Origin of the sequence: Coleofasciculus sp. FACHB-712, from assembly GCF_014695635.1 — a bacterium.
Lineage (GTDB): Bacteria > Cyanobacteriota > Cyanobacteriia > Cyanobacteriales > FACHB-T130 > FACHB-T130.
Genome location: NZ_JACJOQ010000093.1, coordinates 1 through 14,570 on the forward strand (window position 1 = coordinate 1; position 14,570 = coordinate 14,570).

At 49.1% G+C, this 14,570-nt stretch carries 14 protein-coding genes and 1 tRNA gene; 7 read left to right on the forward strand and 8 right to left on the reverse strand.

Features of this window, described 5'->3' with window-relative positions:
• Window positions 1-12: 12 nt before the first annotated feature.
• The gene (locus tag H6F50_RS02270) at window positions 13-1,404 is read right to left on the reverse strand and encodes a gluconeogenesis factor YvcK family protein (protein ID WP_190414050.1); all 1,392 of its coding nucleotides are present in this window, start codon (window positions 1,402-1,404) and stop codon (window positions 13-15) included.
• 378 nt (window positions 1,405-1,782) lie between these two features.
• Between H6F50_RS02270 and ruvC the strand changes: the two genes are divergently transcribed.
• Both ruvC and H6F50_RS02280 read left to right on the forward strand, forming a co-directional pair.
• Window positions 1,783-2,313 (forward strand): crossover junction endodeoxyribonuclease RuvC, encoded by a 531-nt coding sequence (gene ruvC / locus H6F50_RS02275; protein WP_190414048.1) that lies wholly within the window; start codon window positions 1,783-1,785, stop codon window positions 2,311-2,313.
• Window positions 2,314-2,603: 290 nt separating this feature from the next.
• Window positions 2,604-3,308: an SH3 domain-containing protein gene (locus tag H6F50_RS02280; RefSeq protein WP_190425888.1), complete on the forward strand. Its 705-nt coding sequence runs from the start codon at window positions 2,604-2,606 to the stop codon at window positions 3,306-3,308.
• 216 nt (window positions 3,309-3,524) lie between these two features.
• On the opposite strand, the gene H6F50_RS02285 is transcribed toward H6F50_RS02280, so the two are convergent.
• The 4 genes from H6F50_RS02285 to mgtE all read right to left on the reverse strand — a co-directional run bounded on the left by H6F50_RS02285 (window position 3,525) and on the right by mgtE (window position 7,096).
• Window positions 3,525-3,839 carry a hypothetical protein gene (locus tag H6F50_RS02285; protein ID WP_190414044.1) on the reverse strand — a complete coding sequence of 105 codons (315 nt, stop codon included), beginning with the start codon at window positions 3,837-3,839 and terminating at the stop codon, window positions 3,525-3,527.
• 167 nt (window positions 3,840-4,006) lie between these two features.
• Window positions 4,007-4,501, reverse strand: a complete 495-nt coding sequence (locus tag H6F50_RS02290) for a molybdenum cofactor biosynthesis protein MoaE (protein WP_190414042.1) — start codon at window positions 4,499-4,501, stop codon at window positions 4,007-4,009.
• A gap of 150 nt (window positions 4,502-4,651) precedes the next feature.
• Window positions 4,652-5,698: an aspartate carbamoyltransferase catalytic subunit gene (locus H6F50_RS02295; RefSeq protein ID WP_190425891.1), complete on the reverse strand. Its 1,047-nt coding sequence runs from the start codon at window positions 5,696-5,698 to the stop codon at window positions 4,652-4,654.
• A gap of 48 nt (window positions 5,699-5,746) precedes the next feature.
• Entirely contained in the window at window positions 5,747-7,096 is a 1,350-nt protein-coding gene (gene mgtE, locus H6F50_RS02300) for a magnesium transporter (protein ID WP_190425893.1), read from the reverse strand.
• A gap of 217 nt (window positions 7,097-7,313) precedes the next feature.
• Here mgtE and H6F50_RS02305 point away from each other — a divergent pair, with 217 nt between their 5' ends.
• The gene (locus tag H6F50_RS02305) at window positions 7,314-7,886 is read left to right on the forward strand and encodes a sporulation/spore germination protein (protein ID WP_190425897.1); all 573 of its coding nucleotides are present in this window, start codon (window positions 7,314-7,316) and stop codon (window positions 7,884-7,886) included.
• Window positions 7,887-7,894: 8 nt separating this feature from the next.
• On the opposite strand, the gene H6F50_RS02310 is transcribed toward H6F50_RS02305, so the two are convergent.
• On the reverse strand, window positions 7,895-8,491 hold the full coding sequence (locus H6F50_RS02310) for a DNA-3-methyladenine glycosylase (protein WP_190425900.1): 597 nt from the start codon (window positions 8,489-8,491) through the stop codon (window positions 7,895-7,897).
• Between the two features lie 289 nt (window positions 8,492-8,780).
• Here H6F50_RS02310 and H6F50_RS02315 point away from each other — a divergent pair, with 289 nt between their 5' ends.
• Complete coding sequence (locus H6F50_RS02315) at window positions 8,781-10,454, forward strand: MBL fold metallo-hydrolase (protein ID WP_190425903.1); 1,674 nt, start codon at window positions 8,781-8,783, stop codon at window positions 10,452-10,454.
• 78 nt (window positions 10,455-10,532) lie between these two features.
• Here H6F50_RS02315 and H6F50_RS02320 read toward each other — a convergent pair whose 3' ends face one another.
• Window positions 10,533-10,844, reverse strand: coding sequence for a DUF6679 family protein (locus H6F50_RS02320; protein WP_190414032.1), 312 nt, complete (start codon window positions 10,842-10,844; stop codon window positions 10,533-10,535).
• 727 nt (window positions 10,845-11,571) lie between these two features.
• Window positions 11,572-11,814, reverse strand: coding sequence for a hypothetical protein (locus tag H6F50_RS02325; RefSeq protein ID WP_190414030.1), 243 nt, complete (start codon window positions 11,812-11,814; stop codon window positions 11,572-11,574).
• Window positions 11,815-12,164: 350 nt separating this feature from the next.
• Here H6F50_RS02325 and H6F50_RS02330 point away from each other — a divergent pair, with 350 nt between their 5' ends.
• The 3 genes from H6F50_RS02330 to fba form a co-directional block, all read left to right on the forward strand.
• Window positions 12,165-13,034, forward strand: coding sequence for an aldose epimerase (locus H6F50_RS02330; protein WP_190425908.1), 870 nt, complete (start codon window positions 12,165-12,167; stop codon window positions 13,032-13,034).
• A gap of 82 nt (window positions 13,035-13,116) precedes the next feature.
• Window positions 13,117-13,188: transfer RNA gene (locus H6F50_RS02335), tRNA-Lys, on the forward strand.
• Between the two features lie 366 nt (window positions 13,189-13,554).
• Window positions 13,555-14,570: class II fructose-bisphosphate aldolase (gene fba, locus H6F50_RS02340; protein ID WP_190425911.1), on the forward strand; the 1,016-nt coding region annotated here is incomplete at its 3' end.

Consider the following 14,570-nt stretch of genomic DNA (forward strand, 5'->3'; position numbering starts at 1 on the left):
AAAACTCAAAACTCAAAACTCTACTGCCTGGGCGCGACTATACCACCTCAGCAACACCCGTGCCAGCCGCTCAGGATTGTGGCGTACATAACCCGTCTCTGGGTCTTCATCCATCACGTTGGTTAAAACAATGCGACGCCCCAGCAGCCCAATGGCTTCTCGATCTAGAAAAACCGGATGGGAACTTTCTTGAGCATAGCGAATCAGGGCATTCGCACTGGGAACTTTCCGCTGCACCAAGACGGCGTTAAATAGCGGTCGTCCGCAGGCGGCGTCAATGGCGCGAATGTGGTCTGCAACCGTGTAACCTTGGGTTTCTCCCGGTTGGGTCATGATGTTACAGACGTAGATGCGGGGAACCTGCTTTTGGGCGATCGCTTCGGCAATCTCTGGCACCAATAAATTGGGAATCACGCTTGTATAAAGGCTTCCAGGGCCGATGATAATGTAATCGGCTTCCTCAATTGCCTGTAAAGCTTTAGGCAAAGCGGGGGGGTTGCTAGGAATGCAACCAATTTTCTTAATCTGACCATTGGCTTCTGTAATGCTCGATTCCCCCTCAATGGTGCGTCCATCCTCTAACTCAGCCCAGAGGCGAACATCGCACAACGTGGCCGGTAGCACCCGCCCTCGCACAGCTAAAACTTGAGAACTGGCAGCGATCGCTTGCTCCAAATCTCCGGTAATATCGCTCATTGCCGTCAGGAATAGGTTGCCAAAACTATGACCGTTCAGACCATCCCCAGCCTTAAAACGATATTGAAACAATTCAGTTAATAGCTTTTCTTGGTCTGCCAATGCCGCGATACAGTTGCGAATATCTCCCGGCGGTAGGACGCCAATTTCTCGCCGCAGACGACCAGAGGAGCCGCCATCATCTGCCACCGTTACAATCGCCGTAATGTGGGCGCTGTATTCCTTCAATCCTCTGAGCAAAGTAGAAAGCCCGGTGCCACCGCCGATTGCCACGATTTTTGGTCCCCGGTTAAGTTTGCGATGCGCCAACAGCACATCAATAAGTTCTTCATCCTGGGAAGGCTTCAGTACCTCGGTAATCGCTCCCATCGAGCGGGTTTGTCCTAAAAAAATAAAAAATAAACCCAAGCCAATCGCGATTGGACCGGACACATAATTGGGAATAATCGTGGTAATTGCTTCCAGAATGTTCCCAATGAACTGAATCAATAAGAAAATTGGGGTCAGTTTCACCCAAATCGCCAAACCTAGGCTGGTTAGCAGCACGCCTCCCACACTGATCAGCAACCAGCGTTTTACTAATAGTCCGGGCGCTAACCACTTAAACCAGCTATTGACTCGTTGGGGCGTCCTAGGCTTAAAACTCCAGACCATATGCGAATCTTGTTTGAGCGTGCGTAAGGCTTGTTTGAAAATAACGTTTGACATTGCGGATTCCTAGGGGACACAAAGGCAAGACTCGACTTTAACGTTGCTTGGCGAATCCACTCAAGTAGGCGCGATTGATGAATCGTCTCTACGGATTGATTGGACTGGCACGGGGAAGGCAGAAGTTGCTACCCACTGAGCAACACTAAGGCTGTGCCCATCAGAATACATTTTCACTAAGCCACTCAGATGTGACATACGAAACTAAGAAACAGAGGAGGGGATTTTTCAACTCAGCTTATGATAGGTTGCGATGGTTTGCTGCTTGGATCAGGAATCAAGATGTTACGACTCAGTGATTAGACCCGCTTGTTGCTTCTAAGCGTTCAATTAACCGATTGCAGTTCCCCCTTGAGTGAATCCCCAAAGCTAGGCTAGATGGAAAAGCGTATTTTAGGATTAGACCCCGGACTTGCCAGATTAGGATTTGGGACAATTGTCTGCCAAAAGGTAGATTATGCCGCAGCGGCAGGTGGCGATCGCGCGAAGCGCCAAGTAGAAACTGCGTCTGAGGTGGTAAGTTTACTAGATTTTGGCGTGATTCAGACCTCGGCAAAGACGGAGATGGGGGAGCGACTCCGCACGATTTACGACGATTTGCACACGCTGATGGAGCAGTGTCAACCCCATCTGGTGGCAATCGAGAAATTGTTTTTTTATCGGATGGGAAACACGATTGTGGTGGCTCAAGCACGGGGGGTGCTGATGTTGGTGTTGGCACAGCACGGGGTTCCGTTTGTTGAGTTTACGCCTGCCCAAATTAAACAAGCGCTGACTGGCATGGGAAATGCGGATAAGTCCGAAGTGCAGCAAGCCGTGGCGCGGGAGTTAAATTTGGGCTACATTCCCAAGCCGGATGATGCCGCCGATGCCCTTGCTGTAGCGTTAACGGCGTGGTTTCAGGAGTAAAGGCGATCGCTTTCTGGAGACTGAGTGCGGTGAAGCCCAAAGAGCAATCGCTCTTACTCTTGACATTTCTGCCTTCTTTCCGATGATTTGGATTAATCTTTACTTGTATGCTATTTGACGAGGAGACTTCTAAAAGATTGACGATCCTGATGTTCGGTAGCGTCAAAGCTGAATAAAGATGCTGGGCAACTGAAGCCGAGCCATCTTCAAAAACTTGGTTCTACCGTCAATCGGTTTTCTTGGCTGAAGTCTCTAACAAAAACTTTTTGGTGAGATGAGGAGTTGACCGTATGAAAAAGATGAGTCGCTGGGGCAAGCCTATCGCTCTCTTTAGTTTAGGCTTGAGCGTCGTGGGAAGTCTGAATTTTCCCACTCCTGCCATTAGCACAACCACAACTGCTAACACGATTGCACAATCAGAACAGAACTCAGTTCAACCTGGGGGCAGCTTTGAAATAGCGCAAAGTCTGGTAGGACAATGCCGCGCTACGAAAGCGCGGATTTTTGTCTATACGCAGCGATCGCTCTCCAGCCAAACAATTAGAACGCTCGCTGCTGGCGAACAAGTTACCCTTGCAGACAATGGCAGCGCCGGTTTTATCGCCATCAGTGCCCCTGTAACCGGGTATGTCCAAGCAAGAGACCTCACAACCTGCTCTGGAGTCAATCCTACCCCTAGACCTACTCCCAGCCCTACCCCGACTCCCAATCCAACTCCCAGCCCGAATCCCAGACCGAATCCTACAACTAGCCTTTGCCGCGTCATTACCTACAAGGGCGCTGAAGGGATGGCTATTCGTACCGCACCCGGCAAAAACGGTACTAGAGTTGGCGGAGTTAAGTTTGGAGATAGAGTCACCCTCAGAACCAGTCCTCCAGCATTCACCTTCGACGCCGAACGCCGTGCCTGGGTTCAGATTACAGCCCCTGTTGCCGGATGGATTTCTTACGGGTTTCCCAGTTCAAACTCGACCAATCTCGGCACTTGTCGCTAGGCTTGATCGTCTATTAAGCTAAAGCCATAAAACCAAAATCACCCCATTTGAATTGCCAAAATTCGGAAATGGGGTGATTTTCTATTAAGCGTGAATTCAATTTTACGATTCAGTTTTAATGAGGGAATCAACCTCGATTAATTGAGCATTAAACAATTAGCTATTGGCTCACAGGGAAGTCTGATAGTAATTTTAGGGATTCAGACAAAATTTATACTACTCTACTTGCCGAACTGACATCCGGTGCAGCGGCAGAGTTAGGACAGAAGTAAAGGTCAACAAGTAAGAAAAAGCAGCCGTTAACTTCAAACTCATCAACAAAATCTCCCACTCAGGGTGGCTAAACTTCAGGATACCTACAACAACGCAGTAAACTATCCAGTAAGTAAAGCTCATTGTCAATAGCATTTCCTCCGTTTCTTCAAGCTCATCCACCTGAGTTTGTTTGTCAACGGATAGTAAGAAAAGCCCAGCAATACTACCCACAAAAGAAACAAAAAGTAAATATTCGTGCCAGTTCAGATTTGGCATTAGCCTATCCCCTTTATCCCCAAATTATGAATTGGGGATCAGTCTAAAGGATAATTTTCCTGGGATAAAGCAATAGTTACAAACTGCAATCTAAAGCCCTTGAAAGTTTAAAGTTTTGTAAAAAGTATCGGTCAAGGGCATTCTTTTCTGAACCAGCAGAAGGCGACTTAACACCCCTCTGGCTGGGTTTCACAGGCACCGATACTCACCCAACTGCTAGAACCATCTGCCCAATGTTCCTTTTTCCAGATGGGGGCATTGTGCTTTAGGGTATCAATTGCATATTGGCAGGCTTCAAAAGCTTCTGAGCGGTGAGGACACCCAACCGCAACCAACACGCTGATTTCGCCAATCTGCAAGCGTCCGATGCGATGGTGAATCACTACTCGATTGACATCCTGCCAGGTTTGGCGGATATTGGCAGCAATTTGACTAAATATGTGCAAAGCCATCGGTTCGTAGGCTTGATACTCCAAAGCAACCACTGGCTTCCCATCAGTTTGATTGCGTACCATTCCACTCATGACTACCACGGCTCCGTTGGCAGGATCGTCCGCTAGTGAGTAGACTTCCTCCATTGATAAGGGAGCGAAGCTAATCGTAAAACTATCTTTCGCGGAGGGTTGATTGGGAAGGTTTAGGAGAGTGGTGACGCCATTCATCACGTTGAAATCCTGAGAAAGGAACTGGATCTATTTTGATCGATCCAGCACCCGCATTACCCTAAGCGATCGCTCCTTGGACTTGTTGTTTCAGATTGTGTTGTTCCAGATTTTGTCGATGTACCCCAAGATTTTGCAGAACCCTGGCTGCTAAACCTTGCCACCGCCCATCAGATATAGGAGCGCCATACGGACAGCCACGCCGCTAGTCACTTGCTGAGAGATTAAGCTGAACTGGGGGTCGTCCATCAAGTCAGAGCTAATTTCTACGCCTCGGTTGACGGGTCCTGGGTGCAGTACCTTAACGTCAGGTTTGCAGAGTTTCAGGCGATCGCGTGTTATCCCATACCGCTGATGGTACTCTCGCAAACTGGGCAGCAAATGCTGCGTCATCCGTTCCTTTTGCAGCCGCAACGTCATCACAAAATCAGCATCTTGTAAAGCGGGTTCCAAATCCCAGTGGAGAAAAAGCTTGCGGCTGGGAATGGGGGATTGGTCGTGGGTGCTTGGTAACGGGCGATCGGCTCCCTGGCTCCCCTCCTCAGTGCCATAGGCGGCAAACAACTGAGGGAGAAGCGTGGGGGGTCCTGCTAAGTGAACCTCCGCACCCGTTGCCGTTAAACTCCAGATATTCGACCGGGCAACCCGCGAGTGGAGAATGTCGCCGACAATGGCAATTTTTTTATCTTTGAGCAGTTCAAGTCGCGGGTGATCTGGGTCTAACAGGGTACAGATGGTGAAAAGATCCAGCAATGCTTGGGATGGATGTTCGTGCTGACCATCCCCGGCATTGAGGACGCCCACCTTTGAACCTAAGCGATCCATTTCGGCAGCGATCGCTTGCGGCACTCCCGCCTCCCGATGACGAACCACCATCATGTCCGCACCCATCGCTAAATAGGTTTTCGCCGTATCTAAAATGGTCTCTCCTTTCGTTAGAGAAGATGTTGCCGCGGCAAAGTTCAGCGTATCGGCAGAGAGACGCTTTGCCGCTAGTTCAAAACTGCTGCGGGTGCGGGTAGAGGATTCAAAAAATAGATTGGCTACCACCTGACCTTGTAACGTTGGCACTTTCTTCGTGCGTCGCGACAGTACCTCTCGGAAACTGGCGGCAGTTTGCAACACAGTATTGTATTCAATTGGGGTGAAATCAGCTAAGGAAAGAACGTGGTGACGAGTCCAGGTAGTGGTAGCCATTAGGTGTGGTCAGTAGCAACGAACAACGAACAGAAGACAACTGACTGCTCATCTAGATACTACATTCAAAGCCGCTGAGATTAGCGTCAGGAAAGTCAAGAACCCCAATGCATCTAGCGTTGTGGTCAGCAGGGGACCGCTAATGAGTGCTGGATCTAAGTTCAACCGTTTGATACCCATTGGCAGCAAAGTCCCTAGGGTGGCAGCCATCAAGACATTGATAGCCATCACCAGTCCTGCAACCAACCCCACCCATCGCTCATTGGCAGGAGACCAAATCAAAGAAAGGGCACCCAAGGCAAAACCCAGTGACAAGGCTGTACCCAAGCCAGCGAGAATTTCCTTACGGAGAAGTTTCAGCGTATCCTGTGGTGTTATTTCACCTACACCTAGTCCGCGCACAGTCACCGATAAGACCTGAAAGCCGACATTGCCACTACTATTGGCTAAAATTGGCATGATGATTGCCAAAACGGGCACTGATGAAATCGTTCCCTGAAAAGGCGCGATCGCATTGGCGGCTCCGACATAGAGAATAATATTCCCTAACAGCCAAGGCAGACGCTTACGAAGCGTCACCAAAGGAGGCGACAAGGCGGCTTCATCACCGCCACTGACTCCCGCCAGTTTCTGAATGTCTTGTGTGGCTTCCTCTTCTAGAATGTCTACCACGTCATCAATGGTGACAATCCCCACTAACCTATCTTCGCGGTCAACCACAGGCACGGCGATCAAGTCATAGCGCTTCATTAGTTGCGCGACTTCTTCTTGGGGCGTTTCTGTGTAAGTTTTGACAACGCGATCGCTCGCAATATCCCCAATCAGGGCATTGGGAAGCGAAAACAACAGTTGCCGCAACGATACAACCCGAACGAGCTTGCGGTTGTCGTCGGTGACGTAGGCGTAGTAAATTGTTTCCTTATCTTCGTCACTGACACGGATTTTGCTCAAGGCTTCTCCGACCGTTAAGCCTTCGCGCAGCCGTACATATTCCGTCGTCATTACCCGACCCGCCGTGCCTTCGGGATAGCCCAGAATCCTGGCAGTTGCCTGCCGTTCTTCAAGGCTGAGTTGCTGCAACAGCCGCTTCACAATGCCTGCGGGTAGCTCGTCAAACAGTTCCGCCCGGTCATCCGGTCGCATCGCCTCTACAATCTGACACACCTGGTTATCGTGCAGCGAACCAATTAGTTCTTCTTGCACTTCCGGAGGCAGATATTCAAAGACATCAATGGCTTGAGCTTTATTAAGCAAGCGAAACGCGATCGCTCGCTTGGATGGGGGCAGTTCGACAATGTAATCCCCTACATCAACCGCCGGTAAGCGATTTAGCTCAGACTTAAGCTGATTTAAGTCAGCAATATCCGACAGTGCAACACGTCCTTCCTGAGTGAGCATAGAAACCTCCTAGTCTCCCCCCGCGCTGGGAGAGACTGACCCGCCCAGGCGCTAGAGGAGCTTACTACTGTCACCTAATGGACTTCGGTCCATAAATTCCGCAGAAATCTACACTGATATTGCTCAGCAGTATCAGTAAAACTATGCTATCCCCTCAAGGTGCCATTTACCATTGGGGGCTATCAAAAAATCTATCTAAAGACAGATTTCAAAAGCGATGAGGCGTACAAAAAATTATTGGGTTCCTCTATTAACTGGAGCGATTGTCGCTAGTCTAAGTAGTTGCGCTTCTTTACCGACAAACAGCGAAAGAGACAAAGCTGGCTTACCTCCTGCTCATGCTATTGAAGCCAGCAAAACTACGACGAAAGCGTCAGATGCCAGCCAATTGTTGACGGGTGCGATTAGCCAAGCAACAACAACCGCTCCCTCAAAAAACAATGTCACCGTCACCATCTATCAACCCGATACTCAGTGTGAAGCGCTAGTACCGGAAAAAGTAGACGTTTCAGCGATTGAAAGCGTCCAAGCAGCGGTAGGCAAAGTTCTGGAGGAGCGGGACACAGCCGACTTTAATTTAGCTGGGTATCGTGTCAGCGTGAATCCCAGCAATCGAGTTGCCACGGTTGATTTGCGAATTGCACCCGGTTCCCAGCGGAAATTTGTCTCCCTTTCGAGCTGCGAACAATTTGCTCTGTTTGGCAGCCTCAGAAAAACCCTCACTGCGAATTCTCAATGGAAGATCAAAGATGTCCGCTTCACAGAGCAGGGCCAAGACATCTCCCTTTAAAGTTTCGATTAAAGTTTGGAGACAGCAGCACAACCGCGTAGATACCACCGCCACGGCAAATCGATTCCCTGTGATAAACCAATCCGAGTTGTTTGGACAAGTTCCGGCATAAATTGTGACTGACGATGCTCTAGCCACAGGGGTTGACCGGGTTGTAAAACTTGTGAATTCAGGGTGCTGTCAATTTGTAAGGTGCGGCAGAGTTTACCTGGCCCAGCGGCGATCCGATGGGGTTTCGAGCGATCGCTCTCTTTGATCCAGGACGGTATAGACTCTAGTTGCACAGCCCGAATCAAAACAGCACTGGGAATGCTGTCCTGGTCTGTGACCACGTTCAGGCAGTAGTAAATTCCGTAAATTAAATAAACATAAGTTCTCCCGGCTGGCCCGAACATTACCCAGTTGCGCTCGGTTCGTCGCCGATAGGCATGGCAAGCCGGATCTTCAGGGCCATAGGCTTCCGTTTCCACGATTAGCCCTCGGATGATTTCTCCATCAGGCATCTGTCGCACCAACGTGCAGCCCACCAAATCAGGTGCAACTTCAGTGGATGGGCGATCTAGCCAACAAACTTCTACAATTTGGGTATTTTTAATCAGATTCATCGTTAAATATACTTAAGATATACCAAACCACCCCGTTCAACTCATAAAAACTCATGGATGTCAAGCTAGTTTTAGCAGCCTTAACACTTGTTTTTACCGTATCGTGCCTATTTTTTGGCACTAAGAATGGATTTTACGATTCAGACAACTATCACGGAAACGGTTCTGCTCACTAAGATCGCTGTTAGCCAGTCAATTTTGGATTTTAGAGTTTGCGGAGGTCGGAGTTTCTAAGCCTCCGATGATTTTGGATTGAATCTAAAATCCAAAATCTAAAATTGAAAATCGAATGATGAGTCAACCCCCCCCGGTATCCTCTCACGGCTATGACGAACTAGCCTATTTTCCCTATGGCGTCGGTCATGGCGACGAAGGCGTCTGCTTACTGGTACGGATGGGGCCACACCGCATTCTCCTAGACTGTGGTTTGGCGGACATTTCCTCGCTCAAAGGTGAGGGAATTCCTCCAGCAGATCCTCCAGCAGATTTAGTGCTGTGCAGCCACGCCCATCCGGATCACGCTAGGGGATTGCTGGCGCTGCATGAAAGCTTCCCTCAGTTGCCAGTCTATGCAAGTGAATTGACAACCCAGCTGCTGCCACTGAATTGGCCTGAGATAGATCCGCAGAATCTCCCGCAATTGTGTCAGGCATTGCCGATGCGATCGCCTGTCGAATTCAAAGAGGGATTGAGTGCGGAATTATTCCCAGCCGGACATTTACCAGGCGCATCTGCTATCTTGCTGACCTACACGAGTCGCCACCGCTCTTACACCCTACTTTACACAGGTGACTTTTTCCTTTCAAACTCGCGGCTGGTGGAGGGGTTGCCGCTAGAAGCATTGCGAGGCTTAGAGCCAGATGTGCTAATCGTGGAAGGCAGTTATGGCACAGCGCGTCATCCCCACCGGCGGAACCAAGAAAATCAGCTGGCAGAGCGAATTAATCAAGCGATCGCTCAAGCGAATTCTGTCTTGATGCCCGTGCCCACTTTGGGACTGGGGCAAGAACTCTTGATGCTCTTGCGGAGTCACCACTTATTCACGGGTCGCAACCTCGATATCTGGGTAGATGGTAACGTGGCAGCTGGCTGCGATGCCTATTTGGATATTCTCACCAACCTCCCAGCCTCTGTGCAAAATTTTGCCCGTCATCAATCCCTATTTTGGGATGAACGGGTGCGTCCCAGAGTGCGTCGGTTGCTTCCAGAACAACGTCCCTCTGTCGGTCAGTCTCCATGCATTATCCTGACTGAGGAAAACCACGATCTTAGAGAATACTGTCAACCAGGCACCGGGCCGTGGGTGTTATTACTGCCCCAGCAACCCAGGTTCTCCCAAGAGCCTAGTTACTCATCGTTGACGATACAAAACTATTTGCTTGCCCAGCATTCTGATGGGCTGGGAACCACCCAGCTGATTCACAATATCCGTCCTCAGCACGTAATTTTTGTTCATGCCTCTCCCACCTACCTGGCTGATTTAACCGGGTTGGAGGAGTTGCACAACCGTTACCACTTGCATTCTCCACCGGCTGGGACGCTGGTAGAACTCCCGATTGGCGAGACGTTTGTGCAACCGGCGGCACCCGAAACCAGTTACGAAGGGGAGCTGACGGAACTGGGAACAGTCGTTACCATCACCCTACCGGAGGCGATCGCTGCCGATCCCCGTTGGCAACACTTTGCTGATACTGGTTTAGTGGAAGCCCGATGGCAGGGTGAGGAACTGGTATTGCGCGGATTATCCCAACGAGAACTTTTAAGCCAAAGCAGCGACGCCAGAGTTCCCATGAATGTTGAGTGCTGCGGCAACTGCCTACACCAACGGGGGCAGCGCTGTTGGAATCAGGACTCGCCCCTGTATGGATTTAAGGTGACACCTGAAGGATACTGTCCAGTTTTTGAACCGGCGCATCCGCCTCCAACCCCTTCAGATGACGACCTAGAAAGCCTCGAAGATTGAAAAAGATAAGAAATCAAATCAAAAATTAAAAATGAAGCATCCCGCATTTCTAATTTTTGATTTTGCATTTTTAATTCCTCAGTCTGGATTCGAGTCGGGGAAACGCGGACGAATTTGTTCGGCTTCCGGACAATCGTCAGAGACAAGTGGTTCAGCATTGCCTCTGGGCACTGAAGCCAGCTTTTGTGTCACAGCACCAATGCTTTCGAGGCGAACCATTTCTTCCCAAGAACAAGCTTCATCTTCTTCTTCGGTTTCATAGCGGAGCGTGACTAAATCTCCTTCAATGTCAACGATGCGAGCGCGTTCGATCCAGCGTTGTTGGTCCCGCAAGAAAATACAGACCTCACGACCATCGCAACAGAGTTGATAAATCTTGCGGTGTAGCATGGGTTGCTTCTCCTGAGCAGATAAGTTGTGCAATTCTTCATGGAGCCTGCATACCTTTTTTTAGGTATCCAGCCTCTCTCAAACGTAATCGGGGTTGAATCCTGCCATTCTCCCAGGCTCCTGTCCTTATCTTTACCTATTTTTCCCAAAAGCCTGGAATGTGGGATTTGGGTTGGGTTTCTTAGGGGCGCAAGGCTTTGCATCCCTAAAGCCTGGGAATGCCGATTTTGGATAGGCAAGGAAGCCTCTTGGTCAGCCCCATGCCAATTTTTGGAAAGATGTGGAAATCGAGGGTAGGGACAAGGGTTCAAAGTGAGCGTTCTAGATGATATTGCCGATTTAATTTCAAAGTTTAGCTTGAATCCTGCGGCATTTAAGATAGGGATTGTAGGATACTCCCTCTGGTAGAATGCGCGCACTCCAATCCTCATTCAGGGTTTTTACCACTAAGGGAAACTTGAATCAAGGCAGCTACGAGTATCAATGAGTCTTTTGAGATGAGTAATGGGAAGGCAACTGGTGACAAAAAGCCTTGACTGGCAACCAGTCCAACCTTGTAGCAGTCAATTCAGTCATCCTAACTCTCGCTTTGTTTAGGAAGCGCACCTAGCTGAGATTGGTAGTTCTTATTAATCATTCTAATAATTCTTGGCCCAGGTCGGCAGCGAATAAATAAAAATTCTACTGATATCAAAGTTTTTCTATCGTTTTGGCAGCCGTGCCGCGATCACGATGCCTTGTAGTTATCAAAGAACGGTTTCAGGGCTTGTATCCGAGGCGATATCAGCGCTACGCTCTGCCGTGCTTCTCTTTGAATCTTACCGGCATTCAATGCCTGGTGTAAGGTGTCAAGAGCTTCTAAATCCGCCGATTGGTAGCCTTTCATCACTAACACTTGGCGAATCAGACCTTCAGAAGCGACGCTGAGGCAACCTGTTTGGAAAGCTGACTTTACAAGTGTGCGAATCATGGCGACCTGTTTATCCTTGATTTGCTGAGATATCTATATTTGAGTATGAAATACTTTCCAAGATTAGGAATTGATGGTAATCCGCCATTTTTTGTGATTTTAGACCGTATTTTTAGGTGATCGAGGTCACAAATGGCAAAACCAAGCGGATGCTTGACAAAAGAAGAGTTTACTGCGGTTGCTTCTCTACTGAGCAAGCTGTCGATTTAATCCTATAGATAGATTGACCGTATAAAACAGCTTAGTGCAGCGACTGTTAAGGATGTGTAAAGTAGATATGGGAATTTCAAGAAATGTTTGTTAAAGTTTGAGACAATCAGCAAATCCTCCATAGAAACGGAAAAAGACGGGTGTACGCGATCGCCACTAAGCAGCAGCTCTACAAAACCTACATCCTCTCAGACCAAGCCGCTCAGTCCCATCTAGAGGTCGTTCCAGAGCGAGGCGGTATCGTTACTAGCCTACGCATCCAAGGACAAGAAATCCTCTACCTAGATGCAGAGCGGTTTGCCAATCCAGACTTGAGCGTTAGAGGCGGGATTCCGATTCTGTTTCCCATCTGCGGCAACTTACCCGAAAGTCAATACACCTATCAAGGTCAGCCCTACACCCTCAAGCAACACGGCTTTGCCCGCGATATGCCTTGGGAAGTCACCGACCAAGTGACTCAAGACCTGGTTAGCCTTACCCTTGTCCTCAACAGCAACGACCAGACACGTGCCGTTTACCCGTTTGACTTTCAACTCGCCTTCACTTACCGTCTGTTGGGTAACACGTTAGAGATTCGGCAGCGCTACACCAATTATTCAGCCGAGCCGATGCCCTTCTCCACGGGTCTGCATCCTTACTTCTGGACACCCGAAAAAACCGGAATCAAGTTTGGAATTCCCGCCGCCGAATACCAAGATCAGCGCACCCGCCAAACCCATCCCTTCACGGGTGCCTTTGACTTTAACCAAGATGAAATTGATGTCGCCTTTAAGCAGTTGAGCGGTCAAGAAGCCACTGCCTCCGACGCCAGCCGACAGTTGCAGCTCACCCTTAGTTGGGACAACCCTTATTCCACCTTTGTCTTCTGGACGGTCAAAGGCAAAGACTTTTACTGCATGGAGCCTTGGAGTGCCCCCCGCAATGCTCTGAATACCGGAGAGCAGCTACTGCGTCTAGAACCGGGAGGCAGTTTGGAGACATTAGTTCGTTTGACCGTAACTTTTTTATAAAAAAGTTTTTTTCAAAACCCCTTTCCTAATTCCAGTAATCTGTGTTACCGTTGTAAACGTTGTCTAAACAACTGAAGTTTTCGGGTCGCTAACTCAACGGTAGAGTACTCGGCTTTTAACCGAATAGTTCCGGGTTCGAATCCCGGGCGACCCATAAAAAAATACTCAAAAAATACCTAAAGAAAATTAAGACAAGAAGCGAGAAGCGCTCTGGCAAACGATTAGTTTTCTCATTTCCTAGCTGGAACCAGGAGAATCTACGTTATTGAGAGTACAGCCTTCTAGAGAAAGCATTCCCAGACATAAATTGGAAACGAGAGCAAAACCAAAACCCTGTTAGAAAGCCTAATGCTCTTGCTAAACCTCCACCATCAGGCAATCTTATAAATGCAGTATTGGCTGCTTATCTCGGAATTATCAAGATAATTCCCTAGAGACTGGTAAACTATCTTAAGATTATTGTAATAATTTCGCTGTCCAGAACAAAGTAACTGACGACGAGTCAATAGGAGGACTATTTATGGCGCTCGTACCCATGCGGCTGATGTTGGATCACGCAGCTGAGAATGATTATGGAATCCCAGCTTATAACGTTAACAACATGGAGCAGATCCAGGCCATCATGCAGGCTGCTCATGAGGCAAATAGCCCCGTGATTCTGCAAGCTTCTCGTGGCGCTCGGAACTATGCAGGAGAATATTTCCTACGCCATCTGATTCTGGCGGCAGTTGAAACTTACCCTCATCTCCCAATTGCCATGCACCAGGATCATGGTAATGCCCCAAGCACTTGCTACTCTGCCATGCGCCACGGTTTCACCAGCGTCATGATGGATGGCTCCTTAGAGGCAGATGCGAAGACTCCAGCCAGCTTCGAGTACAACGTGGAAGTCACCCGCAAGGTGGTGGAAGTCGCTCACTCAATTGGCGTCAGCGTAGAAGGCGAACTGGGTTGCTTGGGTTCTCTAGAAACAGGCATGGGTGATAAGGAAGACGGTCACGGTGCCGAAGGAGTTCTCTCTCACGACCAGCTGTTGACCGACCCAGACGAAGCAGTTGCCTTCGTAGAACAAACCGGCGTGGATGCTTTGGCAGTTGCGATTGGCACCAGCCACGGCGCTTACAAGTTCACCCGCAAGCCGACTGGCGAAATTCTGGCTATCAGCCGGATTGAAGAAATTCACAGCCGTCTGCCGAACACCCACCTCGTGATGCACGGTTCCTCCTCTGTGCCCGAAGATTTACTTGCCCTGATTAACCAATACGGCGGTACAATCCCGGAAACCTACGGCGTACCCGTTGAAGAAATTCAAAAAGGCATTAAGAGCGGTGTCCGTAAGGTGAATATTGACACGGATAACCGTCTGGCGATTACCGCTGCGGTGCGCGAAGCCTTGGCTAGCAATACTAAGGAATTTGACCCCCGCCACTTCCTCAAGCCTTCCATCAAGTATATGCAGAAGGTTTGTAGCGATCGCTATCACCAGTTCGGTGCTGCTGGTCAAGGTACCAAGATTAAGCAGATGACTTTGGATGA

Coding starts and splice junctions, on each gene's coding strand:
- H6F50_RS02285 (WP_190414044.1), bottom strand. CDS start 3,839: ATGCCAAATCTGAACTGGCACGAATATTTACTTTTTGTTTCTTTTGTG.
- H6F50_RS02280 (WP_190425888.1), top strand. CDS start 2,604: ATGAAAAAGATGAGTCGCTGGGGCAAGCCTATCGCTCTCTTTAGTTTA.
- H6F50_RS02320 (WP_190414032.1), bottom strand. CDS start 10,844: ATGCTACACCGCAAGATTTATCAACTCTGTTGCGATGGTCGTGAGGTC.
- H6F50_RS02270 (WP_190414050.1), bottom strand. CDS start 1,404: ATGTCAAACGTTATTTTCAAACAAGCCTTACGCACGCTCAAACAAGAT.
- ruvC (WP_190414048.1), top strand. CDS start 1,783: ATGGAAAAGCGTATTTTAGGATTAGACCCCGGACTTGCCAGATTAGGA.
- H6F50_RS02325 (WP_190414030.1), bottom strand. CDS start 11,814: ATGATTCGCACACTTGTAAAGTCAGCTTTCCAAACAGGTTGCCTCAGC.
- H6F50_RS02290 (WP_190414042.1), bottom strand. CDS start 4,501: ATGAATGGCGTCACCACTCTCCTAAACCTTCCCAATCAACCCTCCGCG.
- H6F50_RS02310 (WP_190425900.1), bottom strand. CDS start 8,491: ATGAATCTGATTAAAAATACCCAAATTGTAGAAGTTTGTTGGCTAGAT.
- H6F50_RS02295 (WP_190425891.1), bottom strand. CDS start 5,698: ATGGCTACCACTACCTGGACTCGTCACCACGTTCTTTCCTTAGCTGAT.
- H6F50_RS02315 (WP_190425903.1), top strand. CDS start 8,781: ATGATGAGTCAACCCCCCCCGGTATCCTCTCACGGCTATGACGAACTA.
- H6F50_RS02305 (WP_190425897.1), top strand. CDS start 7,314: ATGAGGCGTACAAAAAATTATTGGGTTCCTCTATTAACTGGAGCGATT.
- mgtE (WP_190425893.1), bottom strand. CDS start 7,096: ATGCTCACTCAGGAAGGACGTGTTGCACTGTCGGATATTGCTGACTTA.